Here is a 21120-nt window from a genome sequence, read left to right as displayed (position 1 = left end):
CTGTTTCCTGCCCGTATCTTCGTCTCGGCGGCGGCCATGTGGGGCCGCCGGCATCACTTCGCCAGTATCTAAGGTTCAGTCCGGCACGGGATCGTGCCCGTGCCCACCCCAAGGATTGCAGCGCAATAGACGCCACAGCGCCAGCAATCCACCCTTGATCGCACCATGCTTGCGAACCGCGATAATCGCGTACTGCGAACAGGAGGGAGAGTAGCGGCAGGTGGGCGGCATGATCGCCGAAGGACCGAGTTGCCACAATCGCGCGACCCCGATGATCGCCAGCCCCGGAAGCGAGACGAGGAAGGCGAGAACCTTGGTCATTTGCGAGGACCGCGCCTGCGATTCGGCTGGCGAGGGGCGTCCCCCTTGCCGTCCCGCGCCCGTCCCAGCGCGGCGACGAGTTCGACGCGCAGCTTTTCGAAGTCGCGCTCGACCCCGCCTTCGCGGCCGATCAGGACGTGGTCGGTGTCAGCCAAGCCATGCTCGGGGAGCAGTTCGCGTAGCAAGGCGCGGAAACGCCGTTTCATGCGGTTGCGCACGACGGCATTGCCGATCTTCTTGGTCACCGTGATCCCGGCGCGCCGTCCCAGCCCGTCATTGCGGTTGGCCAGCAGCACGAAACCGGAACGCGCGACTCGCAGGCCGCGATTGGCGGCGAGAAAGTCCGAACGACGGCTCAGGACCGTGTAGGCGTCAGCCTGCTTCATGACAGCTCGAACGTCGGGACATGGCGATTCGCGCCAAAACAAAACGGCGCCAGCCCATGCCCTCGCGCAAGGCGAGAGCGTGGGCTGGCGCCGCTTATGGCAGGAGCTTTGCGCCCCTGCCGATCCCGGCGGATTAGGCCGAGAGCTTGGCGCGGCCGCGAGCGCGACGCGCGCGCAGAACCTTGCGGCCACCGACGGTCGCGGTGCGGGCACGGAAGCCGTGACGACGGGCGCGAACAAGGTTGCTCGGCTGGAAAGTGCGCTTCATGTCAGTCCTCGAAAATCTAACAAAAAGGGCCGCCCAAACCGGACGACCATGGAAATCGTTGGCCGCCGTTACTGGAACGACGGGATTGAGTCAACAACAGCCGCAAGCTGGAGAAACTGAAAACGCGGACTCACGTCCACTTTCACCTCGTCGAGTTGCACCCATGCACTCATCTCCCCCGCATCGAGCCAGCGCGCCGAAGCGAAGGGCACGGAATTGGTCATGGCATAGAACGCCTGCGCCTCGGCCGCATTCATGCCCATGGCGCGGTAGTAGTCGATGTAGCGGCGATTCTCGGGCGCATTGGCGGCATAGTCCGAGGGCTCGAGCCCGGTGTCGTCCTGCCAGGAATGCACCGCGAATTCGGAGCCCGGATCGGCGTAGCGCCGCGCGCCCGCCAGGAACAGTTCTACCCCGCCCGAGCGCACCGAGCCGCCCGCCGGAACATGGGTGACGATGCCGCTGCGGCGAATCATCTGGCCGACCTGCAGGTTGGCGAGGTCGTCCTCGGTGCCGGGGCAGTCGATCATCTCGATCGTGGCGATGCCGGGATGGTCGCGCAGCATCGCGGTGAACTGCCCAGGCGTGCGCGCATCGGTGACATCGACCAGCGCCGCCCGGCCCTCGTCCAGCACGCGGAACGGACCGTAGGCCGGACCTTGCGGCATCGCAGGCGCTTCGATCGCGGTAGTGAAGAGGGTGCGCTCGCCGCCGGTAACGACGGAATCGGTGACCTCGTCGACAGTCTCGTATTCGATCACCTGCGCCGACAGGGGGGACACGGCGAAAAGGGCGACCAGAGCAAGACTTGCGGAAAGCGAGCGCATCGCCAGTCTATGCCGGGAATACCCTTACCCTCTTCCTCACGGGTCCGGTTAAAGTGCTGTAAGGTATATTTTTGAACATGGCGCCGCCGCGAGCGGGCCTTACTAGACGAGGTCTTCTTCGCAATTCTTGCAGAAAGGCCCTTCCCTTGGTCGCCATCGTCTCGACCGTCGCGTACCTCGGGCTCGAGGCGCGTGCCGTCGAGGTCCAGTGCCAGATCGCGCCGGGAATGCCGGGCTTCACGCTCGTCGGCCTGCCCGACAAGGCGGTGCGCGAAAGCACCCAGCGGGTGAGCGCGGCGCTCACCGCGATGGGGTTGGCGCTGCCGCCCAAGCGGATCATCGTCAACCTCTCCCCCGCCGACCTGCCCAAGGAAGGCTCCCACTTCGACCTGCCGGTAGCGCTGGCGCTGCTGGCGGCGATGGGCGTGGTCGATGCCGAGCAACTGGGCGATTTCGTGGCGGTGGGCGAACTCGCGCTCGATGGCCGGGTGATCCCCTCGCCTGGCGTATTGCTGGCGGCGATCCACGCCAGCGAGCACGAGAAGGGTCTGATCTGCCCTGCCCCGCAAGGCTCGGAAGCGCGCTGGGCGAGCGGGGTGCCAGTGGTCGCGGCGCCCAATCTCATCAGCCTGCTCAACCACTTGCGCGGCATCCAAGTGCTGCAGACGCCACCGCTGGGCGAGGTCGAAACGCGGGCAGGCGGCCCCGATCTCCGGCAGGTCAAGGGACAGGAAACCGCCCGCCGCGCACTAGAGATCGCGGCTGCGGGCGCGCACAACCTGTTGATGGTCGGGCCACCGGGCGCGGGCAAGTCGCTGCTCGCATCGTGCCTGCCCGGCGTCCTGCCCGAACTCACCCCGGCGGAGGCTCTGGAAGTATCCATGGTCGCCTCGGTCGCGGGCACGCTGGAAGGCGGACGGATCAGCCGTGCCCGGCCGTTTCGCGCGCCGCATCACTCCGCCTCGATCGCCGCTCTGACCGGTGGCGGGATCAAGGTGCGGCCGGGTGAAGTTTCGATGGCGCACCTCGGCGTCCTGTTCCTGGACGAACTGCCCGAATTCCAGCGGCAGGCCCTCGATTCGCTGCGCCAGCCGCTGGAATGCGGCGAAGTCACCGTCGCCCGCGCCAATGCCCATCTCACGTATCCCGCACGGGTCCAGTTGATCGCGGCGATGAACCCATGCCGGTGCGGCTACATGGGCGACCCCGCCCTTGCCTGCAGCCGCGCGCCGCGCTGCGGGGCGGATTACCAGAGCAAGGTGTCCGGCCCGCTGCTCGACCGAATCGATCTTCACGTCGAGGTAGATCCCGTCCGCGCCGTCGATCTCGCCCTCCCGCCACCAAGCGAAGGCAGCGTGCAGGTCGCCGCCCGGGTGGCTCAGGCGCGCGAGATTCAGGCGGAGCGACTGAACGGCACCAAGGCGCGCACCAATGCCGAACTCGACGGCGACCTGCTGGAAGCCCACGCCACCCCGGACGAGGCCGGACGCCGCCTGCTGATACAGGCCGCCGAAACGATGCGCCTCTCCGCGCGCGGCTACACCCGCATCCTGCGCACCAGCCGGACGATCGCCGATCTGGCGGGGGCGGGTCAGGTCACCCGCATCCATGTCGCCGAGGCGCTGAGCTATCGCCGCCGTGCTCCGGTGGGGTGAGAGCCCGCGCAAGGTGACAGGGTTTACACGGTTGACACGGTCCAGAGAGAAAAGGTGTCACCTTAGGGCCGGAAAGTGTCACCTTAGAGCCGCAAGGTGACACATTTTGCGTGCGATGTGTCACCTTGCGCGAGTGAGGTGTAACCTTGTGGTGGGAGTTGAGCGACGGACGGTCATGAGCGCAGTATATCGGAGTGCGCGTTGTGTAGGAAAGCCGACCTTCGGCAAGCACCGCAAAGCTGACGTAGCACTTTGCCCACCCCTGCCCCCTCCCGTAAGCGGGAGGGGAATGAGAGCGCACCGCTTTGCCCTCCCGCTTGCGGGAGGGCCGGGAGGCTTGAGAGCGAAGCGAACTAGCCGGACGGGGTGGGCCAGCGCAACGTCCGCCCCCCCTTTGCCGTCATTCAAACACCATCGTCATCCCAGCGAAGGCTGGGACCGCTATGACCATGATGTGCACTCTCGGCAGAGTTGCGGCAGCTTTTTCCCAATCTAGCCGAGAGGTCGCGACAGGACGAGAGCGGTCCCGGCCTTCGCCGGGATGACGGTCTGGTTATGAACGGCAGATAGCCCCTTACTCCCGCACATCCAGTTGCCGCAGGACTTCGGCCACTACCTTGGGCGAACTCGAAAAGTCGAGGTGACTGCAGCGGATCGCCACCGCACGATCGCGCTCGTGCGGCCAGCCCGCAGCGGCGCGGGGCTGGATGATGCCGTCGCGCGGGCTCCATAGGGCGATCGTCGGTACGGCGGGCTTCTCCGAGAAATCGCAGTCGATCGGCGGGCTGTCCACCGAATGGCCGGTCACCACCTGATAGGCCTTCCACGCATTGTTGGCCCGCGGATCGCCCGAAAAGGGCGTGCCCATGGTAATGACCTTGGCCACCAGATGCGGCTCGCGCCGGGCGATCTCGCGCGCGAAGAGGCCGCCGAGCGACCAGCCGACCAACGCCACCGGGTGCCAGTTCTCTCGCGCGATGATCGCCACCCGGCGCATGAGGTAGGAGAAATTGCGCTCGTTCGGCCCGAGGTTGAGGCCCAGGCCCCACTGGTGAACATGGTGCCCCGCGGCGGAGAGCGCGTCGGCCATCGGCTTCATCCGCTTGGGATGCGCGCCGAAGCCGGGCAGCAGCATGACCGGCATCGGGCTGACTGCCGGCTGCACCCGCTGCCCCGTGAACCGCACCTTGTGGCCGCCCCGATAGAGCGAGCGCAGTTCCGCCCACAGCAGCTCGAGCGGCGGCTTGCCGACCCCCTCGGGGTGCTGCTCGCGCGCGAAGGCGGCGCGCCGCGCGATCGCGGCGCGCAGGGATCCCGCGAAGCGTTCCTGTTCCTCGTTCAGCGGATCCATCGCTCTCTTCGCGTTACCCCATCATGTCTTGCAGTCGCCGAGGCGAGTGGTGGTCAAGTGCATCGTCATCTTCATTGAACCCGTGGGCGCAGGTCCGCCGGTGGTATCCATGTCGACCGTGACATCTGAACCATCGCGCCTGACCGTGCCATTAAGCGTCATCGTCGATTTGCCATCACCGGCGGACTGGCAATCCATCTGGGCATCAAGCCTGCCGCCATCAACGTCGAACTTCGAATAGGAGCACTCGTTCCCCTTGCCCACACCCCTGAACATGTCGCGATAGCCTTTTTCGGCGTCCGCCCTGGTCAGGCAGATGGTGCTTTCCTGCTTCGCCGCCATCATCGACTTCATCTGTTCGGCGGCTTCCTTCGGCATGCCCGGCACTTCGAGACGGGTGATCTCCACCGTCTGCCGATACTGGCCCGGCTGCGGAGTATCGAGCTTGGCCGCCTCGTGCTTCACCTCCTCCGCCGACTTCGGTGCACCGCCGCTCCCGGCTTGCTCGCCGTCGTCCTTCGATCCGCAGCCGCCCAGAACCAGCGCGCCCGTCATCATGCTCAGCGCCGCGATCATGATCCTGCCCTTTATGGCCTTCTCCTCTCCCTGAGATGCACCGAGGGCTATCACCGCCCTGCCCCAACGCCAACGCCCTGTTGCCGCGGGAACGGATATACCCCATATGTTCCGCCATGGCAGAGATCATCATCCGGCGCGGCCTCGAAGAACCCGATACTTCGGAGAACTTCGTCCCCCACAAACCGCAGCGGCCCGAGAAATCGATGCCGGGCAAGCCGTTCAAGATCGTCTCGGACTATGCCCCGGCGGGCGACCAGCCGACCGCCATCGCCGAACTCGTCGCCAGCGCGGCCGACGGCGAGAAGACGCAGGTGCTGCTGGGCGTCACCGGCTCGGGCAAGACCTTCACGATGGCCAAGGTGATCGAGGAACTGCAACGCCCCGCGCTGATCCTGGCGCCCAACAAGATCCTGGCGGCGCAGCTCTACGGCGAGTTCAAGGACTTCTTCCCGGACAACGCGGTCGAATATTTCGTCTCCTATTACGACTACTACCAGCCCGAAGCCTATGTGCCCCGGTCGGACACCTACATCGAGAAGGAAAGCTCGGTGAACGAGGCGATCGACCGGATGCGCCACTCGGCCACCCGCGCGCTGCTGGAGCGCGACGATGTCATCATCGTCGCCTCGGTGTCGTGCCTCTATGGCATCGGTTCGGTCGAGACGTACTCGGCGATGATCTTCGACCTCGTCACCGGCAAGGCGCAGGACCAGACCGAGATCATCCGCAAGCTCGTCGCCCTGCAGTACAAGCGCAACGACGTGGCGTTTGCGCGCGGCAACTTCCGCGTGCGCGGGGACAATCTGGAGCTGTTCCCCAGCCACCTCGAGGACGTGGCCTGGCGCATCAGCTTCTTCGGCGACGATATCGAGGAGATCGCCGAATTCGATCCCCTCACCGGCAAGAAGGGCGCGGTGCTGGAAAAGGTGCGCGTCTATGCGAACTCGCACTACGTCACGCCCGGGCCGACGATGCGGCAGGCGAGCGAGGCGATCCGGTTCGAGCTGACCGAGCGGCTCAAGGAACTGGAGGCCGAGGGCAAGCTGCTGGAAGCCCAGCGGCTTGAACAGCGCACCAACTTCGACCTGGAGATGATCGCCGCCACCGGATCGTGCAACGGCATCGAGAACTACAGCCGCTTCCTGACCGGGCGCATCCCCGGCGAGCCGCCGCCGACCCTGTTCGAGTACCTGCCGGATAACGCCCTGCTCTTCGTCGACGAAAGCCACCAGACGGTGCCGCAGATCGGCGCCATGTCCAAGGGCGACCACCGCCGCAAGATCACGCTGGCCGAATACGGCTTCCGCCTGCCCAGTTGCATCGACAACCGCCCGCTGCGCTTCAACGAGTGGGACGCGATGCGCCCGCAGACCTTCGCGGTCTCGGCCACGCCCGGCCACTGGGAAATGGACCAGACCGGCGGCGTCTTCGCCGAGCAGGTCATCCGTCCGACCGGCCTGATCGACCCGCCGGTGGAAATCCGCCCGGTCGAGGATCAGGTGCAGGACTGCATCGCCCAGTGCAAGGAAGTGGCGGCCAAGGGCTACCGCACCCTCGTCACCACCCTGACCAAGCGCATGGCCGAGGACCTGACCGAGTTCATGCACGAACAGGGCGTGCGCGTGCGCTACATGCATAGCGACGTCGAGACGCTGGAGCGCATCGAACTGATCCGGGACTTGCGCATGGGCGTCTACGACGTGCTGATCGGTATCAACCTGCTGCGCGAGGGGCTCGACATTCCCGAATGCGGCCTCGTCTGCATCCTCGATGCGGACAAGGAAGGGTTCCTGCGCAGCGAAACCTCGCTGATCCAGACTATCGGCCGCGCCGCGCGCAACGTGGACGGGCGGGTGATCCTCTATGCCGACCGGATAACCGGTTCGATGGAACGCGCGATGGCCGAAACCGACCGCCGCCGCGCCCGGCAGGAGCAGTTCAACCTCGAAAACGGCATCACCCCGCAGACGATCAAGCGCCGCATCGCCGACATCGTGGCGGATACCGCCAGCCGCGACGGCGTCATCGTGGACCTTGAGGACGACAGCACCAACAACCTCGTCGGCCACAACTTGCGTGCCTACATCGAGGACCTCGAAAAGCGTATGCGCGCGGCAGCAGCAGACCTTGAGTTCGAGGAAGCCGGCAGGCTGCGCGACGAGATCAGGCGGCTCGAACAGAGCGAGCTTGGCTTGCCGGAGGCGGAACACAAAGCGCCGAGGGTGGGGCGTAGCAATGAGGGCAAGCCGGGGACGCGCAAGATGCGGTACGGCAAGACGCAACGTAAGTTCGGGAAGTAACGCAAGGGCCTTTCAGTCACCCCTCCGCTTCAATTCCAGCAATTTAACTTCCTCATCGAATAGAATACTTGATGATGCATGGCTGCGATGACGGACGAATTTGACGATGACATCAGTGTCCTGTATGAAGGACAAATCTCGATCCGTCAGACGAAACACTTCGAAATGTGGCTCTCGCGGCTTCGCGATCGCCGGGCACAATTGAGAATAGGCGATCGCCTTCGGAGACTTGGCGATGGACATGAAGGCGACGCGAAACCCGTCGGAGGCGGAGTGCAGGAATTGCGGCTGCATTTCAGCCCCGGCTATAGAATATACTACATGCGGCAAGGCGACGTTCTGGTCATCCTGCTGATTGGCGGAGACAAGGATTCTCAGCCGCGCGATATTGCCAAGGCCAGGCAATTGGCCAGGGAAGTAAACGATGGCTTTGGAATTGACTCCGTTTGATCCTGCTGTGTACATCGAAACCGAAGAAGATATCTTGGTCTATCTCGAAGCGGCTATGGAGGGCAACGACCCCCGGCACATCGCTCGCGCATTGGGTGACGTGGCCCGCTCGAAAGGCATGAGCGAAATCGCCCGCAAGACCGGCCTCGGGCGGCAGGCGCTTTACAACGCGCTCTCGGAAAGCGGCAATCCGACACTGGAAACGCTCACTGCCGTTCTGAAGGCGCTCGGACTGGAACTGACTGTTCATCGACCGGCGGCGTGAACCAAACGCAGCTCGCTGGCCGCTGACCCTACTCCGGCCGCGTTTCCGGCAGTTTCAGCAGCACCGGCAGCACGCATAGCGCCACCACCGCGATCATCACGCCCGGTGCGCTCGGTGACGCGGCGCGGGCAGTCAAAACTTGTGCCAGCCATGGTGTGAGGCCGCCGAACAGTGCGGTGGCCGTGGTCGCTCCTAATGCGAGACCGCTGAGGCGCCCTTGCGCGGGCACTTGCTCGGCCGTGGCGACGGCGCCCACCGCGCTGACACCCCCGGCCAATGCCGCAAGCAAGACACCGCCGCCCAGCGCTCCTGCCACAGAAACGCCCGCCAGCCACTGAAACAGCGTGTAGGGCAGCGCCGCCGACAGCACCGCCAGCACCACCAGTACCGGCCGCCGCCCGAAACGGTCCGATGCCAGCCCCACGAAAGGCGTCACCACGATCACCGCCAGCGCCGCGATCGTCGCCAGTTGCAGCGCTTCCGCCTCGCCCAGACTTCCAACGGAGGTCAGGTAGACCGGCACATAGGTAATGCCCACATAGTACGTGATCGATCCCAGCGCCGAAATCGCGAAACCGCGCAGGATGCCCGCACGGTGCCACGACAGGGCATGGGCCAGCGGACGCGCAGCCAGCGTGCCGGCCTCGCGATGGGCCTCGAACTCGGGCGATTCCGCCATGGCGGCACGGGCCAGCAGAATCACCCCGGCCAGCGCCGCGCCGAAGAAGAAGGGGATGCGCCAACCCCAGCCGTCGAGTGCGGGCGTGGGCAACAGGCTCACAACCAGCGCGGAGATGCCCGCTGCCAGCAAGCCGCCGATCTCGCTCGTCGCGGCGGCCAGCGAAGTCACGAGACCGCGCCGATGCCGTGGTGCGCCTTCGAGGAGGTAGGCGACGACGCCGGTGTACTCTCCGCCCACGGCGAAGCCCATCACGCAGCGCAGCGTCAGCAGCAGGAGGCCCGCCATCGGCCCGATCTGCGCCGCGGTCGGCAACATGGCCGTAAGCAGCATCGCTGCCGTCATCAGCGCCATCGAGGCGAGCAGGGTCGCGCGCCGCCCGCGCCGGTCTCCGAAATGACCGAAGACGATCGCGCCGACCGGCCGCATCAGATAGGCCATGGCGAAGCCAAGCAGCGCCGTCAGCACCGCGTCCTCGCCCAGGAAGAACACCCGTGACAGCACTGTCGCGAGGTAGAGGTAGAGGGTGAAGTCGTACCACTCCACCACGGTCGAAAGCGCCGCCAGGGCAAGCGAGCGGCGGTCCAGAGAAGCGGCGGGAGGCGTTGGCATGGCCTCTACAACGCCGCGCGCGTCATCTTGATCCGGCCGGATGGCGACCACCGTTTTCCTACTTTCGCGCGATGTGATGTACTTGCGCCATGCCGACCAGTCGCTTCCTTCAACCTCCTAGGCTGACGGTCCGAGGAGGGATGCCGCCAAAGTTCACACCGATCGCTCGCGATATGACGCAGGAATTACGAATAATATCGTTTATTTTCAAATTATTATCGGAATTTTTAACTCGCCGGACATGGCTCCCTGCCGGCGAGTTTCACCCCGCGTTTCGTGTCAACCCGCCCCTCAGCTCCAGGTCGCTTCGGGCGGCAGGCTCATCAGGATCGCGTCGATATTGCCGCCGGTCTTCAGGCCGAACAGCGTGCCCCGGTCATAGACGAGGTTGAATTCGGCATAGCGCCCGCGCCATTCCAGCTGCTGCGCCTTGTCGGCGGGGGTGAAATCCATGCCCATGCGGCGGCGTACCAGCCGGGGGAATACCGCAAGGAACGCCTCGCCCACGGCCTGCGTGAAGGCGAAGTTCGCCTCCCACGCGGCCTCGTCGCCGCATTCGAGGTGGTCGTAGAAGATGCCGCCGACGCCGCGATGGACCTTGCGGTGGGGGATGTAGAAATACTCGTCCGCCCAGGCCCTGAAGCGGTCGTAGTAATCGGCGCCGTGGGCATCGCAGGCTGCCTTGAATTCCGCATGGAACTCGGCAGTGTCCTCCTCATAGGGCAATGGCGGGTTGAGATCGGCGCCGCCGCCGAACCAAGCCCTGGTCGTCGTTAGGAAGCGCGTGTTCATGTGGACCGCCGGGACATGCGGGTTCGCCATGTGCGCGACGAGGCTGATGCCGGTGGCGGTGAATCCGTTGTTCTCGGCCGAGGCCCCGTTGATGGTCGCGGCGAAGTCCTTGGCCAATCCGCCCGAGACGGTCGAGATGTTGACGCCGACCTTCTCGAACACACGCCCTTTCATGAGCCCGCGTGTGCCACCGCCGGTTTCGCCGCCCTGCTTGTCTTCGGCACCCTCCACGGCGGCGCGCTGCCAGGGCGTGTAGCCGAACACCGCATCGGAGCCCGCCTCGCGCTCGATCGCCTCGAATTCGGCGCAGATGCGATCGCGCAGGGTGCGGAACCAGTCGCTGGCGCGCGTCGTGTAGGGGGTCCAGTCCGTCATCCGTGTCCTCATGGCAGGTTGCCGCAACGTGGCACCCTTCGCTTCGCACGGCGCTTGCCAAATCGGACAAGCTGCGGCAAGGAAAAGCCATGGTTCCCTTTTCGTTCTGCGGTCAGGAGATGGTTCTGGTGGACGGCGCCATGCGGGGTGCCTGCGCGCTTTACTGGCCGCGCGAACAGGGGCTGCTGGTCGCCGACCTCCATCTGGAGAAGGCCAGCTTCTTCGCCCGCACCGGCCAGATGCTGCCCCCCTACGACAGCCGCGAGACGCTGGAACGGCTTGCCTCGGCAGTGCGGACCACGGGCGCGCGGCGGGTCTTCGCACTGGGAGACAATTTCCACGACAGCGCCGGACCGGACCGGCTGGAGCCGCACGCCGCCGGGATGCTCGCCGCGCTGACCCGCGCGCTCGACTGGGTATGGATCACCGGCAATCACGACCCGCATCTGGGCGCCGAGGCAGGTGGCACCCGAGTCGAGGAACTGATGCTGGCAGGCCTTGCCCTGCGCCACCAGGCTTTGCCGGGCACATGCGAAGCGGAAGTCTCGGGCCACTTCCATCCGCGCCTGATGATCGAGGCGCGCGGGCGGCGGATTGCGCGCCCTTGTGCGGTGCGCAGCGAGAAACGGCTGATCCTGCCGGCCTTCGGAGCGCTGACCGGCGGCATGAATGCGGCCGATCCGGCAATCCTGTCCGCGCTTCAGCCGGCCGATGCGATCGAGGCGCTGGTGCCTGCTCGCGGGCAGTTGATACGCTATCCGCTCTGGCGCAAAGCGGCCTGAATACCTATATGGCGCGCAAGGCCGGTTTTCCGGTCGGGGCGTTCCATCTGCAATCTCGTGAAATCGCGCTTTGCGCGCGAGGACGAATCGCATTAATGACCGCCGAATCCAGCCACGTCGACTGTAACGACTCAGGAGAACGCATATAGCACCCCCACCCCGGCGCATGATGACGCCACCGGTCAAGAGTGGACCGCGCTACAATAACATGATCCAGTCGGACAAGGTCCGCGTCATCGACCATGAGGGCGAGAACCTGGGCGTCATGTACACGCGCCAGGCGATCGAGCAGGCAGCTGAGGTCGGTCTCGACCTCGTTGAGGTCTCCCCGAACGCCGATCCGCCGGTGTGCAAGTTCCTCGACGTGGGCAAGTACCGTTACGAGGCGCAGAAGAAGGCAAACGCCGCTCGAAAGACGCAGAAGACGCAGGAGATCAAAGAGATCAAGATGCGTCCGAACATCGACGACCATGACTACGACACGAAGATGCGCAATGTCGTGCGCTTCATCGAGGACGGCGACAAGGTCAAGGTGACGCTACGCTTCCGTGGTCGCGAGCTTTCGCACCAGCAGCTTGGCATGGACCTCTTGCGCCGCGTGCAGCAGGATGTGGAAGAGATCGCCAAGATCGAAGCCTATCCGCGCATGGAAGGCCGCCAGATGCTGATGGTGCTGTCGCCGAAGTAAGCGCCAGAGCCGACAATGGCCGTCAGGTCTGACGCAAACGAGGGGCGTGGCCGATGGCCGCGCCCTTTGTCGTTTGGGGGGCGGTGGATACTGCCCCCACCACAAAGCCGGCTCGACAAGCATCGTCACCCTGAACTTGTTTAAGGGTGACGAAGGGTGAAAATAGACGCCGGGGTGTGCCGAAGGGGCTTCGACAAGCTCAGCCTGAGCGGTATTGGAAGACTTGCACAACATCCGCTCACCCTGAGCTTGTCGAAGGGTCACGGCTGAGCTTCCGCAAGCCCCCGGAGAAACCCGCCCTCAGCCCTTCCACTCGCGGCGTTCTTCCGCCGCGCGCAGGACTTCGTAGGCAAGTTGGTACGTCTGGAACGCCTTCGCCGCCTCGGCATCATTGGGCTTCACGTCCGGGTGGACTTCCTTGGCCCTGGTGCGCCACGCCTTGCGCACCGCATCGAAGTCCGCGTCGGGATCGAGGCCCAGCGCTTCCAGCGCCCGCAGTTCATCCCGGCTGCGCGAGCCGTCGCCCGAGCCGCCCCAACCGTAGTGCTGCGCTTCCTTGTAGCCGGAGGTCTCGGCCTGCTCGCTCGCTTCACGCGCGGCGGCTTCCTCGGCGTCCAGCCCGGCGAAGTAGTCCCAGCCCGAGTTGTATTCCGCCGCGTGCTTCTGGCAGAACATCCAGCGATCGGGGCTGTTGGGGCTCTTGGGAGCGGGGCACTCGCCGCGGTCGTTGCAGCCGTGGCGATCGCACAGGCGTACTTCCACGGCCTCGCGCGCGCTGCCATAGCCGCGCCAGCGCGGAAAACCCCAGTCTGCGGATCGGCGTGCGCGGCTCATCAGATCGGCGATACGCTGCGACTCGACGGGGACGCAACCCCCGTCTGACGCAAAAATATCAATCCAGCGCGCTGGGCACGCCCGCGCGCTGGAAACGGCATCAATCGATGGTGACGGTCACCGCGCGGCGGTTCTGCGCCCAGGAAGCCTCGTCCGAACCGAGCGCGATCGGGCGCTCCTTGCCGTAGCTGACGGTGGTGATGCGCGAGGGATCGATGCCCAGGCTCGCCAGGTAGTTCTTGGCGGCATTGGCGCGGCGTTCACCCAGCGCGATATTGTATTCGCGGGTGCCGCGCTCGTCACAGTGGCCCTCGATCGTGGCGCGCTTGTTGGGGTACTGCTGCAACCACTGCGCCTGCTTGGCGAGAGACGCCTGATCCTGCGCATCGACGGTCGATTCGTCGAGGGCGAAGTAGATCGTGTCGGCGCCCATCATCTTGGCGACGAAGTCCGCCTGGCTGCCGGGCTGGGCCATGCCGTAGCCGCCGCTCGACTGGCCGGTGTCGGTGCTGGTCGCCGGGCCGGGATCGGGCGGAAGCTGGGCCGGAGCCTTCTTGCCGCAAGCCGAGATGGCAAGAGCGCCGGCCACGACCAGCGCCGTCGCGCCGACGCGGGTGATGCGCATGGATGAGAGGGAAGAAGGCATCGGCAATCTCCTATGTCGCCGCCATGATACGACTGGCCTGTTGAATGGGCGGCATGGTGTGATGGTTCCGTTCAATTCTCTACACAGTCAAGATGAACGTCGGGCAACCTGAACGCGAGAAAACGGCCCCGGATTTCGCCGGGGGCGCCAACTTGCTGCATTCGCCCGCAAATCAGGGGCGGATCGGACCCCAGGCCGGATCCGAGGCGCCCACCGGGGTCGGCAGCTTGCGCTCGTTGCGGCCGGTGAGGTCGACCTGCCAGATCGAGGCGAGGCCGGTGCTCTTGGTCGTGCGGAAGAACTGCACGATGCGGCCGTTAGGCGACCACGTCGGCGCCTCGTCCTGCCACGAATCGGTGAGGTGGCGCATGCCGCCGCCGTTCGGGTTCATCACGGCGACGCGCAAGTTGCCCGCGATGTGCGTGAAGGCGATCTGGTCGCCGCGCGGGCTCCATTCCGGGGTTGCCGCGCGGCCGCCGAAGAAGCTGATGCGGCGCTGGTTGGAGCCGTCCGCGTTCATCACGTAGACCTGCTGACTGCCCGAGCGGTCGCTCTCGAACACGATCTGCGAGCCGTCGGGCGAATAGCTGCCGCCGATGTTGATGCCCGGGCCGTTGGTCAGGCGCTGCGGGGTGCCGCCGCCCGCCGAGGAGATGCGGTAGATGTCGGTCGTGCCGCCCTTGGCCATCGAATAGAGCACCCACTTGCCGTCCGGCGACCAGCGCGGCGCCAGCGTTGGCGCACCGGTGCGGGCGATCAGCGTCTGGCGATCGGTGGCGAGGTCATAGGAATAGATGCTCGGCTGTCCGTTGAGGTAGGACAGGTACATGATCTTGCTGTAGTCTGGCGAATAGCGCGGGGTGAGCGCCATCGACTGGCCGCTGGTCAGGAAGCGGTGGTTGGCCCCGTCCGAATCCATGATCGCAAGGCGCTTCATGCGATGGTCCTTGGGACCGGTCTCGGCGATGTAGGCGATCTTGGAATCGAAGAACGGGCTTTCGCCGGAGAGGCGCGAATAGACCATGTCGGCGCACTTGTGCGCGGCGCGGCGCCAGTCGGACGGGGGAACCTGCCAGCCGCCCTTCACCAACTGCTGCTTGAGCTGCACGTCGTAGAGATAGCAGCCGATGGTGAGGTTGCCGTCGGCGCCTGCGCGCACGAAGCCCTGCACCAGCATGTCGGCGCTGCGCGCGGCCCATGGCGTGTAGTCCGGCGCCTGCACCTGACCATAGGCAGGCTGCGGCAGGCCGTCGGGGCCGGAGGGCTTGAACAGGCCGTTGTTCTTGAGATCGCCCGCGACGACTTGCGCCAGCGCACGGCCGAGCTGGCCGGTGGTGCCCGCATTGGTGCGGGTCGGCACGTCCTGATCGGTGGCGAAGGTGGTGATGGCGATGCCGAGGTCGTTCCACGCACTGTCGTCGGACACCGTAACCTCGAGGCCACCGTCCTGCGGGGGCGGCGCGTTCACCACGGGTGCCGGGGCGCCTTGCGCGAAGGCCGTACCCGATACCGCCACACTCGTCGTAAGCATCAATCCCAAGGCGAGAACACGGGTTATCTTCATTGCGATAGCCTTCTGTCAAACGTGGTCGTGACGACCTTCCAGCCCTCGTAGAGATCGTCGGGCAAGTTGAATGGCGCCGCAAGCCTTACCGCACGCACGGCCTGTTCCTGATGGCGTTCCACCTGCGCGCGGTTGGAGGCGTTGACGCCGCTGGTGCCGATCACCTCGGGCGCGCCGGCAAGGCTGCCGTCGCGGTTGAGGCGGAAACGCACCTTGGTGGTCAGCAGTTCGACGTCGGCGCCCTGCGGCGCCTGCCAGTGCGGCTTGAGTTGCCGGTTGATCGCCGCGCCCAGCGCCGACCGGGCCGAAGGGCCGATCTCGGAGGCAGGCGTGCCGGTCGGCTTGGGCGCGCTGGAAGTGGCGCCCGGCGTGCCCGGCTTGAATGCATCGTCGAAAGCACTGGTGCCCGCCTTCTTCGGCGGCGTCGCCGAATTGCTCGATCCCGAAGACTGGCCTGCGGTTGCGGGCTTTGCTGCGGGCCTCGTCGCAGGCTTCGCAGCGGGTTGGGGCGAAGGCTTGCGAACGATGTCGTCGATCGCGCTGGACTTGCGCGGCGGCGCCTTGGGCGCGGGCTTTGCCGCAGGCTTGGGCGGCGTCGGCTTCGCTTTGGGCGGAGTCGGCTTGGGGGGCGCGGGCTTGGGCTTCTCCACCGGCTTGGGTTTCGGAACCGGCTTCGGAACCGGTTTCGGCTCGGGTTTCGGCTCAGGCTTGGGCTTTTCCACCACGCGCGGGGCGGGCTCCGGAGCGGGAGCCGGTTCGGGCTCCGGCGCAGCCGCAGGTTCGGGCGGGGGCGGCGCTGCCGCCGGCGCGGGCTGGCCCAGTTCCGGGCTCTTGTCCGGAGACGCCTCGCCGGGATTCGGGGCAGTCGAGGTCGCCGCGACCTCGTCGCTGATCGTCACCTCGATACGCTCGGGCGGCTTGACCACGTTGTTCGAGCGCGGGCTGTACAGGATCGCAGCCAGCACCGCGCCGTGCAACAGCACGGCGACGACGAGGCCGATCCTCTCATCCTTGCGCACACCCAGTACCGCCATCAGACCGACCCTACCCGGCGCGCCTTAACCGCCGCTGACATCGGTAACCAGCGAGATCGAGGTGAAGCCTGCGCGGTTGAGTTCGCCCATGACTTCCATCACCCGGCCATAGTCGAGCGCCTTATCGGCGCGCAGCGTCACCAGCGGCGGCTTGCCGTCGGGACCGGCGGGCGTGGAGGCCAGACGCTCGGGCAGTTCGCCGGACGCGAGTTCGTCCTGCTCGTAGAATACCGCGCCGTCGCGGCGCAGGGTGATGGTGATCTGGCCCTGCTCCTCGCTCATCGCCTTGGCGCGGCTTTCGGGCAGTTCGATCGGCACCGCCGCCTTCAGCAGCGGCGCGGTGACCATGAAGATGATCAGCAGCACCAGCATTACATCGACGAGCGGCGTGACGTTGATCTCGGCCATGGGGCCGCGACCGCCGCGTCCGCGACGCCGACGTCCGCCGCCTCCGGACATCCCCATCGCCATCAGCGCTGCTCCAGTTGGCGCGTAAGGGCGGCGTGGAGGTGATCGGCGAAGCGCTGCAGGCGGGCCTCGAAGCCGTTCACCTTATGCGAGAAACGGTTGTAGGCGATGACCGCCGGGATCGCCGCAAACAGGCCGATGGCGGTGGCGAACAGCGCCTCCGAGATGCCGGGGGCGACGACCGCGAGCGAGGAATTCTGCTGCTGGCCGATATCGAAGAAGCTCTTCATGATGCCCCACACCGTGCCGAACAGGCCGACGAAGGGCGCCACCGAACCGACGGTCGCCAGGAAGTTCAGGCGGTCGGAGAGCTTGTCCGCCTCCTCGCCCACCGAGGAATTGAGGATCGTGGCGATGCGCTGGCGGGCACCCTCGGCATCGATGCCGGGGCCGACGTTGCGCTTGAATTCGCCAAGGCCCGCGCCTGCGACCTTGCCCATCGGCACGTCGCCGCGCTTGCGCTCCTTCTGGTAGGTGTCGAAGTTCTGGGCCTCCCAGAAGCCTTCCTCGTACTCGTCGCAGCGGCGGCTGATCGCCCCCATGCGCACGATGAAGGTGACGATGATCATCCATACCCACACGCTGGCGAGGACCAGCCCGGCCATGATCGCCTGCACCACGATGTCGGCATCGAGGAACAGTTTCACCGGGTTGAGATGGTTGTCGTCACCGGCGAAGCTGATGGTCGAGGCAAGCAGGTCGAGCGTCATTCTGGTCCTTCCGGGGCCGGAGCGGCGATGGGTTCAAGTGTGGCGAAAGCCTGTTGCCAGGCCTCGGGCTGTCGGCGCGGTCGTCCTTCAGGGCTGATGAACGCGACCTTTACGGCCGCCTCGCATAGCCTGACATCACCCCGCAATGCGACCTGTCGCAGCACACTGGCGACGCGGCCGGTGCTTTCGGCCCAGGTCTCGATGATGACGGTATCGCCCAGCCGCGCGGGCGAGAGGTAGCGCAAGTTCGCCTCGGCCACGGTGTAGAGTCCGGTGCCCGCCTCCAGCGAGGCGCGCTGGTCGATGCCGAGCACGTCGAGCAGGTCGGAGCGGGCACGCTCGAACCAGCGCAGGTAGTTGGCGTGATAGACCACTCCGCCCGCGTCGGTGTCCTCGTAGAACACGCGCAAGGGGTAGCGGTGGACTTTGCCGTCGATCACGCCCGATTGAGGCATGAGGGGGGAGGATGGTGCGTCCGTCATTCCGGGCGGTTGTGTAACGGGGAGCAGGGCGACTTCAACCCCGGGAGCGCAGGAACCGGCCGTGGAGGCTGTATTGCGGGGTAAATTTTCGGTGGACAGCGGTGGAAGTGCCCACCCCTGCCCCCTCCCGCACACGGGAGGGGAATGAGAGACCAGCGCTACGCCCTCCCGCTCGCGGGAGGGCCGGGAGGCTTATGAGCGCAGCGAATTAGCCGGACGGGTTGGGCAAAAGGCCCTATTCCCCGATCATCTGGAAGAACTGGCGCCCACCGAAGATGTGCACATGCAGATGCGGCACTTCCTGATGGCCGTTCGTCCCCATGTTCACCATGAGGCGATAGCCCGGCCCATCGAGTTCCAGTTGGCGCGTAACATTGCCCACCGCGCGCATGAACCCGGCGATCTGCGCATCGTCAGCCTTGGCGGTGAAATCATCCCACGAGACGTAAGCGCCCTTGGGGATCACCAGCACATGGACCGGCGTCTGCGGGCGGATGTCATTGAAGGCGAGTGCGTGGTCGTCCTCATAGACCTTCGAGCACGGCAGTTCGCCGCGCAGGATCTTCGCGAAAACGTTGTTGTCGTCGTAAGGCAGCTTCGGATCGATGGGCATCGGGTTCTCCGGTTCAGTCCTTCGGGCGCGCAGCTTTCTCGGCAATTCCCGAGACACCTTCGCGGCGGTCCAGTTCGGCGAGCACGTCGGCTAGCGGCACATCCTTGGCGCCGAGCAGGACCATGAGGTGGAAGATGAGGTCCGCCGCCTCTCCGACCAGCGCCTTGTGATCCTCCGTCAGCGCCGCGATCACGGTTTCGGTCGCCTCCTCGCCCAGCTTCTGCGCGATCTTGCGCAGGCCCTTGGCGTTGAGCTTGGCGACATAGCTGGAATCGGGATCGGCCGCGCGGCGCTCGGCAATCGTGGCTTCGAGGCGTGCGAGAGTGTCGAGGCTGCTCATGCCCTGCCCATGCGGTGCAGGGGCCGCGCGGTCAAGAGCGCGTCAGTCCTCGCCGCGCTTGGACGACAGCTTGCGGCCCACGGCGACGCCGACGACGCCAAGGCCAAGAAGCAGCATGCTGCTGGGTTCGGGAAGCGGGATGCCCCCTGCGGCATAGGCGGGAACCGGCGCAACGAAAGTCGCGACGAACGCCGGAATGAATTTCAACACGGGCACCGCGAATCCTCCTGTTGATCCGATGGCCTAGATTTTGCCATCGACCACCGGGTGCGCTGCAGCAAGCGCCGATCCGGGGTTGTCCCGATGTGGTTCACTCCGTTAGTCGCATTCGGCTAACAATGAGCCGTTAACCTTGGCGTGCCTTCACCCGCGCGCAGGGATCCCTGCCGCTCGCAGCGCCGAGTGCGCCTCGGCGATGGTGTGCTTGCCGAAGTGGAAGATCGAGGCGGCTAGCACCGCGCTCGCCTTGCCCTCGGTCACACCGGCCACGAGGTGATCGAGATTGCCGACGCCGCCACTCGCCACCACCGGGACCGACACGGCCTCCGCAATCATGCGGGTCAGGGCGAGGTCGTAGCCGTTCTGGGTGCCGTCGCCATCCATCGAGGTGACGAGCAGTTCGCCCGCGCCGTAGTCGGCCAGCTTGATCGCATGTTCCAGCGCGTCGATGCCGGTCGCCTTACGTCCGCCGTGGGTGAAGATCTCCCACTTTCCGGGCGAAACCTGCCGCGCATCGACCGAGGCGACGATGCACTGCGAGCCGAACTTCTCGGCGATATCGGCCACCACTTCAGGGCGCGAGACGGCCGCGGAGTTCACTGCAACCTTGTCCGCGCCCGCCAGCAGCAGCGCGCGGGCGTCCTCCGCCGTGCGGACGCCGCCGCCGACGGTGAGGGGCATGAAGCAGACTTCGGCGGTGCGCTGGACCACGTCGAGCAGGGTGCCGCGGCCTTCGTGGCTGGCGGAAATATCGAGGAAACACAGCTCGTCAGCGCCCGCCGCGTCGTAGGCGCGGGCCTGTTCGACGGGGTCTCCGGCGTCCTTGAGGTCGACGAAGTTGACGCCCTTGACCACCCGTCCGTCACGGACGTCGAGGCACGGAATTACGCGGATTCGCACGGTCATTCGGCTTACTCCGGCTTGAAGAACAGCAGCACGGCAAAGATCGCCACAATTCCACACAAAGCGACATTGAACGCCGTGTAGAGCGCAAACTTGCGCGGATCGGCGGCTTTTGTCGTCAAAATCGGATTACGCGCGCGGCTGAACAGCATCAACCGCGCCTTGCCCTCGCGCCAGTCGCGAAACGCGAAGATCGCGGCCGGCACGAAGATCACCAGCGCCAGCACCGCCATGAGGCGATTTTCGTTCACCCCTCGCGCTCCGCGAACTGGATCGCGGCGGCGAGGTCGAGGCGGCCGTCGTAAAGCGCGCGGCCGGTAATGACGCCCTCGATCCCGTCCTTGGCGTGGAGCGCCAGCAGGCGAATGTCGTCGAGGCCCTTGACGCCGCCCGATGCGATCACCGGCAGGTCGGTGCGCCGGGCGAGATCGACGGTGGCGTCGATGTTGACGCCCTTGAGCAGACCGTCACGGCCGATGTCGGTGAACAGCAGGCTGGCAACGCCCGCGTCCTCGAACCGGCGCGCCATGTCGACGATCGAGACGTCGGAGACTTCGGCCCAGCCCTCGGTCGCGACCATGCCGTCGCGCGCGTCCACCGCGACGACGATGCCGCCGGGGAACTCCTTCGCCATGTCCTTGACGAACTGCGGGTCCTTGAGTGCAGCGGTGCCCATGACCACGCGCGAAACGCCCAAGTCGAACCAGCCCGCGACCGCCTCGGGCGTGCGGATGCCGCCGCCGAGCTGGACGTGGCCGGGGAACACTTCGAGGATGGCTTCCACTGCCTCGCGGTTCTCGGCCCGGCCCGCGAAGGAGCCGTCGAGGTCGACGACGTGGAGGAACTGCGATCCGGCCTCGGCGAACAGCATCGCCTGCGCGGCGGGGTTGTCGCCGTAGACGGTGGCGCGGTCCATGTCGCCTTCGGCAAGGCGTACGACCTGCCCTTGCTTGAGGTCGATGGCGGGGAAGACAATC

The 21120-nt window shown here is 65.9% G+C and carries 27 protein-coding genes; 6 read left to right on the top strand and 21 right to left on the bottom strand.

Annotated elements, in window-relative coordinates:
* Positions 1 to 75 precede the first annotated feature (75 nt).
* The 4 genes from yidD to ACYPYD_RS12480 all read right to left on the bottom strand — a co-directional run bounded on the left by yidD (position 76) and on the right by ACYPYD_RS12480 (position 1802).
* Positions 76 to 321: a membrane protein insertion efficiency factor YidD gene (yidD, locus tag ACYPYD_RS12495; protein ID WP_069709045.1), complete on the bottom strand. Its 246-nt coding sequence runs from the start codon at positions 319 to 321 to the stop codon at positions 76 to 78.
* Positions 318 to 707, bottom strand: a complete 390-nt coding sequence (gene rnpA / locus ACYPYD_RS12490) for a ribonuclease P protein component (protein ID WP_459663413.1) — start codon at positions 705 to 707, stop codon at positions 318 to 320. The genes yidD and rnpA overlap by 4 nt, the downstream gene beginning before the upstream one ends.
* Positions 708 to 840: 133 nt before the next feature.
* Positions 841 to 975, bottom strand: coding sequence for a 50S ribosomal protein L34 (rpmH, locus tag ACYPYD_RS12485; protein ID WP_008831762.1), 135 nt, complete (start codon positions 973 to 975; stop codon positions 841 to 843).
* A gap of 68 nt (positions 976 to 1043) precedes the next feature.
* Positions 1044 to 1802, bottom strand: a complete 759-nt coding sequence (locus ACYPYD_RS12480; RefSeq protein ID WP_271181977.1) for an alpha/beta hydrolase — start codon at positions 1800 to 1802, stop codon at positions 1044 to 1046.
* 146 nt (positions 1803 to 1948) lie between these two features.
* Here ACYPYD_RS12480 and ACYPYD_RS12475 point away from each other — a divergent pair, with 146 nt between their 5' ends.
* Positions 1949 to 3457, top strand: a complete 1509-nt coding sequence (locus ACYPYD_RS12475) for a YifB family Mg chelatase-like AAA ATPase (RefSeq protein ID WP_459663411.1) — start codon at positions 1949 to 1951, stop codon at positions 3455 to 3457.
* Between the two features lie 574 nt (positions 3458 to 4031).
* Here the strand turns inward: ACYPYD_RS12475 and ACYPYD_RS12470 are convergent.
* Positions 4032 to 4808 carry an esterase/lipase family protein gene (locus ACYPYD_RS12470; RefSeq protein WP_008831766.1) on the bottom strand — a complete coding sequence of 259 codons (777 nt, stop codon included), beginning with the start codon at positions 4806 to 4808 and terminating at the stop codon, positions 4032 to 4034.
* A gap of 21 nt (positions 4809 to 4829) precedes the next feature.
* Entirely contained in the window at positions 4830 to 5384 is a 555-nt protein-coding gene (locus ACYPYD_RS12465) for a DUF3617 domain-containing protein (protein ID WP_231958076.1), read from the bottom strand.
* A gap of 116 nt (positions 5385 to 5500) precedes the next feature.
* Between ACYPYD_RS12465 and uvrB the strand changes: the two genes are divergently transcribed.
* The 3 genes from uvrB (at position 5501) to ACYPYD_RS12450 (ending at position 8402) form a co-directional block, all read left to right on the top strand.
* On the top strand, positions 5501 to 7687 hold the full coding sequence (gene uvrB / locus ACYPYD_RS12460) for an excinuclease ABC subunit UvrB (RefSeq protein WP_459663409.1): 2187 nt from the start codon (positions 5501 to 5503) through the stop codon (positions 7685 to 7687).
* A 78-nt stretch (positions 7688 to 7765) separates the two neighbouring features.
* Positions 7766 to 8137: a type II toxin-antitoxin system RelE/ParE family toxin gene (locus ACYPYD_RS12455; RefSeq protein ID WP_231958074.1), complete on the top strand. Its 372-nt coding sequence runs from the start codon at positions 7766 to 7768 to the stop codon at positions 8135 to 8137.
* Positions 8112 to 8402: an addiction module antidote protein gene (locus ACYPYD_RS12450; RefSeq protein ID WP_069709039.1), complete on the top strand. Its 291-nt coding sequence runs from the start codon at positions 8112 to 8114 to the stop codon at positions 8400 to 8402. The genes ACYPYD_RS12455 and ACYPYD_RS12450 overlap by 26 nt, the downstream gene beginning before the upstream one ends.
* Before the next feature lie 28 nt (positions 8403 to 8430).
* On the opposite strand, the gene ACYPYD_RS12445 is transcribed toward ACYPYD_RS12450, so the two are convergent.
* Together ACYPYD_RS12445 and hemF are read right to left on the bottom strand one after the other, a co-directional pair.
* Positions 8431 to 9693, bottom strand: coding sequence for an MFS transporter (locus tag ACYPYD_RS12445; protein WP_069709322.1), 1263 nt, complete (start codon positions 9691 to 9693; stop codon positions 8431 to 8433).
* Between the two features lie 291 nt (positions 9694 to 9984).
* A complete protein-coding gene (gene hemF, locus ACYPYD_RS12440) occupies positions 9985 to 10860 on the bottom strand; it encodes an oxygen-dependent coproporphyrinogen oxidase (protein ID WP_459663407.1) in 876 nt (291 codons plus the stop codon).
* 89 nt (positions 10861 to 10949) lie between these two features.
* Between hemF and pdeM the strand changes: the two genes are divergently transcribed.
* Both pdeM and infC read left to right on the top strand, forming a co-directional pair.
* Positions 10950 to 11642 carry a ligase-associated DNA damage response endonuclease PdeM gene (gene pdeM, locus ACYPYD_RS12435; protein ID WP_459663405.1) on the top strand — a complete coding sequence of 231 codons (693 nt, stop codon included), beginning with the start codon at positions 10950 to 10952 and terminating at the stop codon, positions 11640 to 11642.
* A gap of 166 nt (positions 11643 to 11808) precedes the next feature.
* On the top strand, positions 11809 to 12330 hold the full coding sequence (infC, locus tag ACYPYD_RS12430; RefSeq protein ID WP_036528118.1) for a translation initiation factor IF-3: 522 nt from the start codon (positions 11809 to 11811) through the stop codon (positions 12328 to 12330).
* 300 nt (positions 12331 to 12630) lie between these two features.
* Here infC and ACYPYD_RS12425 read toward each other — a convergent pair whose 3' ends face one another.
* The 13 genes from ACYPYD_RS12425 to hisA form a co-directional block, all read right to left on the bottom strand.
* Positions 12631 to 13164: a J domain-containing protein gene (locus ACYPYD_RS12425; protein ID WP_008831775.1), complete on the bottom strand. Its 534-nt coding sequence runs from the start codon at positions 13162 to 13164 to the stop codon at positions 12631 to 12633.
* Positions 13165 to 13264: 100 nt separating this feature from the next.
* Positions 13265 to 13810, bottom strand: a complete 546-nt coding sequence (pal, locus tag ACYPYD_RS12420; protein WP_008831776.1) for a peptidoglycan-associated lipoprotein Pal — start codon at positions 13808 to 13810, stop codon at positions 13265 to 13267.
* Between the two features lie 172 nt (positions 13811 to 13982).
* Positions 13983 to 15374 (bottom strand): Tol-Pal system beta propeller repeat protein TolB, encoded by a 1392-nt coding sequence (gene tolB / locus ACYPYD_RS12415; RefSeq protein WP_459663404.1) that lies wholly within the window; start codon positions 15372 to 15374, stop codon positions 13983 to 13985.
* Positions 15371 to 16408 carry a hypothetical protein gene (locus ACYPYD_RS12410; RefSeq protein ID WP_459663402.1) on the bottom strand — a complete coding sequence of 346 codons (1038 nt, stop codon included), beginning with the start codon at positions 16406 to 16408 and terminating at the stop codon, positions 15371 to 15373. Before ACYPYD_RS12410 ends, tolB begins: the two co-directional genes overlap by 4 nt.
* A gap of 24 nt (positions 16409 to 16432) precedes the next feature.
* Complete coding sequence (locus ACYPYD_RS12405) at positions 16433 to 16879, bottom strand: ExbD/TolR family protein (protein ID WP_036528115.1); 447 nt, start codon at positions 16877 to 16879, stop codon at positions 16433 to 16435.
* Entirely contained in the window at positions 16879 to 17586 is a 708-nt protein-coding gene (gene tolQ, locus ACYPYD_RS12400) for a protein TolQ (protein ID WP_008831780.1), read from the bottom strand. Before tolQ ends, ACYPYD_RS12405 begins: the two co-directional genes overlap by 1 nt.
* A complete protein-coding gene (locus ACYPYD_RS12395; RefSeq protein WP_156799896.1) occupies positions 17583 to 18041 on the bottom strand; it encodes a YbgC/FadM family acyl-CoA thioesterase in 459 nt (152 codons plus the stop codon). The genes tolQ and ACYPYD_RS12395 overlap by 4 nt, the downstream gene beginning before the upstream one ends.
* Before the next feature lie 262 nt (positions 18042 to 18303).
* On the bottom strand, positions 18304 to 18681 hold the full coding sequence (locus ACYPYD_RS12390) for a histidine triad nucleotide-binding protein (protein ID WP_459663400.1): 378 nt from the start codon (positions 18679 to 18681) through the stop codon (positions 18304 to 18306).
* A 13-nt stretch (positions 18682 to 18694) separates the two neighbouring features.
* The gene (locus ACYPYD_RS12385; RefSeq protein WP_459663399.1) at positions 18695 to 19021 is read right to left on the bottom strand and encodes a phosphoribosyl-ATP diphosphatase; all 327 of its coding nucleotides are present in this window, start codon (positions 19019 to 19021) and stop codon (positions 18695 to 18697) included.
* Between the two features lie 42 nt (positions 19022 to 19063).
* Complete coding sequence (locus ACYPYD_RS12380; protein WP_069709032.1) at positions 19064 to 19237, bottom strand: PEP-CTERM sorting domain-containing protein; 174 nt, start codon at positions 19235 to 19237, stop codon at positions 19064 to 19066.
* A 147-nt stretch (positions 19238 to 19384) separates the two neighbouring features.
* A complete protein-coding gene (hisF, locus tag ACYPYD_RS12375) occupies positions 19385 to 20146 on the bottom strand; it encodes an imidazole glycerol phosphate synthase subunit HisF (protein WP_069709031.1) in 762 nt (253 codons plus the stop codon).
* A gap of 5 nt (positions 20147 to 20151) precedes the next feature.
* Positions 20152 to 20376, bottom strand: a complete 225-nt coding sequence (locus ACYPYD_RS12370) for a hypothetical protein (RefSeq protein ID WP_459663397.1) — start codon at positions 20374 to 20376, stop codon at positions 20152 to 20154.
* A gap of 14 nt (positions 20377 to 20390) precedes the next feature.
* Positions 20391 to 21119: a 1-(5-phosphoribosyl)-5-[(5-phosphoribosylamino)methylideneamino]imidazole-4-carboxamide isomerase gene (gene hisA / locus ACYPYD_RS12365; protein ID WP_459663395.1), complete on the bottom strand. Its 729-nt coding sequence runs from the start codon at positions 21117 to 21119 to the stop codon at positions 20391 to 20393.
* Between the last annotated feature and the right edge of the window lies 1 nt (position 21120).

It is taken from the genome of Novosphingobium sp. 11B (assembly GCF_054589055.1).
Note: the sequence above shows the minus strand (reverse complement) of the source record. Positions and strands in the feature narration are given on the sequence as shown.

Excerpts from the sequence above, each read along its gene's own strand:
- ACYPYD_RS12470 (WP_008831766.1), bottom strand. The coding sequence starts at position 4,808 with ATGGATCCGCTGAACGAGGAACAGGAACGCTTCGCGGGATCCCTGCGC.
- tolB (WP_459663404.1), bottom strand. The coding sequence starts at position 15,374 with ATGAAGATAACCCGTGTTCTCGCCTTGGGATTGATGCTTACGACGAGT.
- pal (WP_008831776.1), bottom strand. The coding sequence starts at position 13,810 with ATGCCTTCTTCCCTCTCATCCATGCGCATCACCCGCGTCGGCGCGACG.
- hemF (WP_459663407.1), bottom strand. The coding sequence starts at position 10,860 with ATGACGGACTGGACCCCCTACACGACGCGCGCCAGCGACTGGTTCCGC.
- ACYPYD_RS12410 (WP_459663402.1), bottom strand. The coding sequence starts at position 16,408 with ATGGCGGTACTGGGTGTGCGCAAGGATGAGAGGATCGGCCTCGTCGTC.
- ACYPYD_RS12455 (WP_231958074.1), top strand. The coding sequence starts at position 7,766 with ATGGCTGCGATGACGGACGAATTTGACGATGACATCAGTGTCCTGTAT.
- ACYPYD_RS12480 (WP_271181977.1), bottom strand. The coding sequence starts at position 1,802 with ATGCGCTCGCTTTCCGCAAGTCTTGCTCTGGTCGCCCTTTTCGCCGTG.
- ACYPYD_RS12370 (WP_459663397.1), bottom strand. The coding sequence starts at position 20,376 with ATGGCGGTGCTGGCGCTGGTGATCTTCGTGCCGGCCGCGATCTTCGCG.
- rpmH (WP_008831762.1), bottom strand. The coding sequence starts at position 975 with ATGAAGCGCACTTTCCAGCCGAGCAACCTTGTTCGCGCCCGTCGTCAC.
- hisF (WP_069709031.1), bottom strand. The coding sequence starts at position 20,146 with ATGACCGTGCGAATCCGCGTAATTCCGTGCCTCGACGTCCGTGACGGA.
- ACYPYD_RS12390 (WP_459663400.1), bottom strand. The coding sequence starts at position 18,681 with ATGCCCATCGATCCGAAGCTGCCTTACGACGACAACAACGTTTTCGCG.
- ACYPYD_RS12450 (WP_069709039.1), top strand. The coding sequence starts at position 8,112 with ATGGCTTTGGAATTGACTCCGTTTGATCCTGCTGTGTACATCGAAACC.
- ACYPYD_RS12395 (WP_156799896.1), bottom strand. The coding sequence starts at position 18,041 with ATGCCTCAATCGGGCGTGATCGACGGCAAAGTCCACCGCTACCCCTTG.
- tolQ (WP_008831780.1), bottom strand. The coding sequence starts at position 17,586 with ATGACGCTCGACCTGCTTGCCTCGACCATCAGCTTCGCCGGTGACGAC.
- yidD (WP_069709045.1), bottom strand. The coding sequence starts at position 321 with ATGACCAAGGTTCTCGCCTTCCTCGTCTCGCTTCCGGGGCTGGCGATC.
- ACYPYD_RS12405 (WP_036528115.1), bottom strand. The coding sequence starts at position 16,879 with ATGGCGATGGGGATGTCCGGAGGCGGCGGACGTCGGCGTCGCGGACGC.
- uvrB (WP_459663409.1), top strand. The coding sequence starts at position 5,501 with ATGGCAGAGATCATCATCCGGCGCGGCCTCGAAGAACCCGATACTTCG.
- rnpA (WP_459663413.1), bottom strand. The coding sequence starts at position 707 with ATGAAGCAGGCTGACGCCTACACGGTCCTGAGCCGTCGTTCGGACTTT.
- ACYPYD_RS12425 (WP_008831775.1), bottom strand. The coding sequence starts at position 13,164 with ATGAGCCGCGCACGCCGATCCGCAGACTGGGGTTTTCCGCGCTGGCGC.
- pdeM (WP_459663405.1), top strand. The coding sequence starts at position 10,950 with ATGGTTCCCTTTTCGTTCTGCGGTCAGGAGATGGTTCTGGTGGACGGC.
- ACYPYD_RS12445 (WP_069709322.1), bottom strand. The coding sequence starts at position 9,693 with ATGCCAACGCCTCCCGCCGCTTCTCTGGACCGCCGCTCGCTTGCCCTG.
- ACYPYD_RS12385 (WP_459663399.1), bottom strand. The coding sequence starts at position 19,021 with ATGAGCAGCCTCGACACTCTCGCACGCCTCGAAGCCACGATTGCCGAG.
- ACYPYD_RS12465 (WP_231958076.1), bottom strand. The coding sequence starts at position 5,384 with ATGATCGCGGCGCTGAGCATGATGACGGGCGCGCTGGTTCTGGGCGGC.
- infC (WP_036528118.1), top strand. The coding sequence starts at position 11,809 with ATGATGACGCCACCGGTCAAGAGTGGACCGCGCTACAATAACATGATC.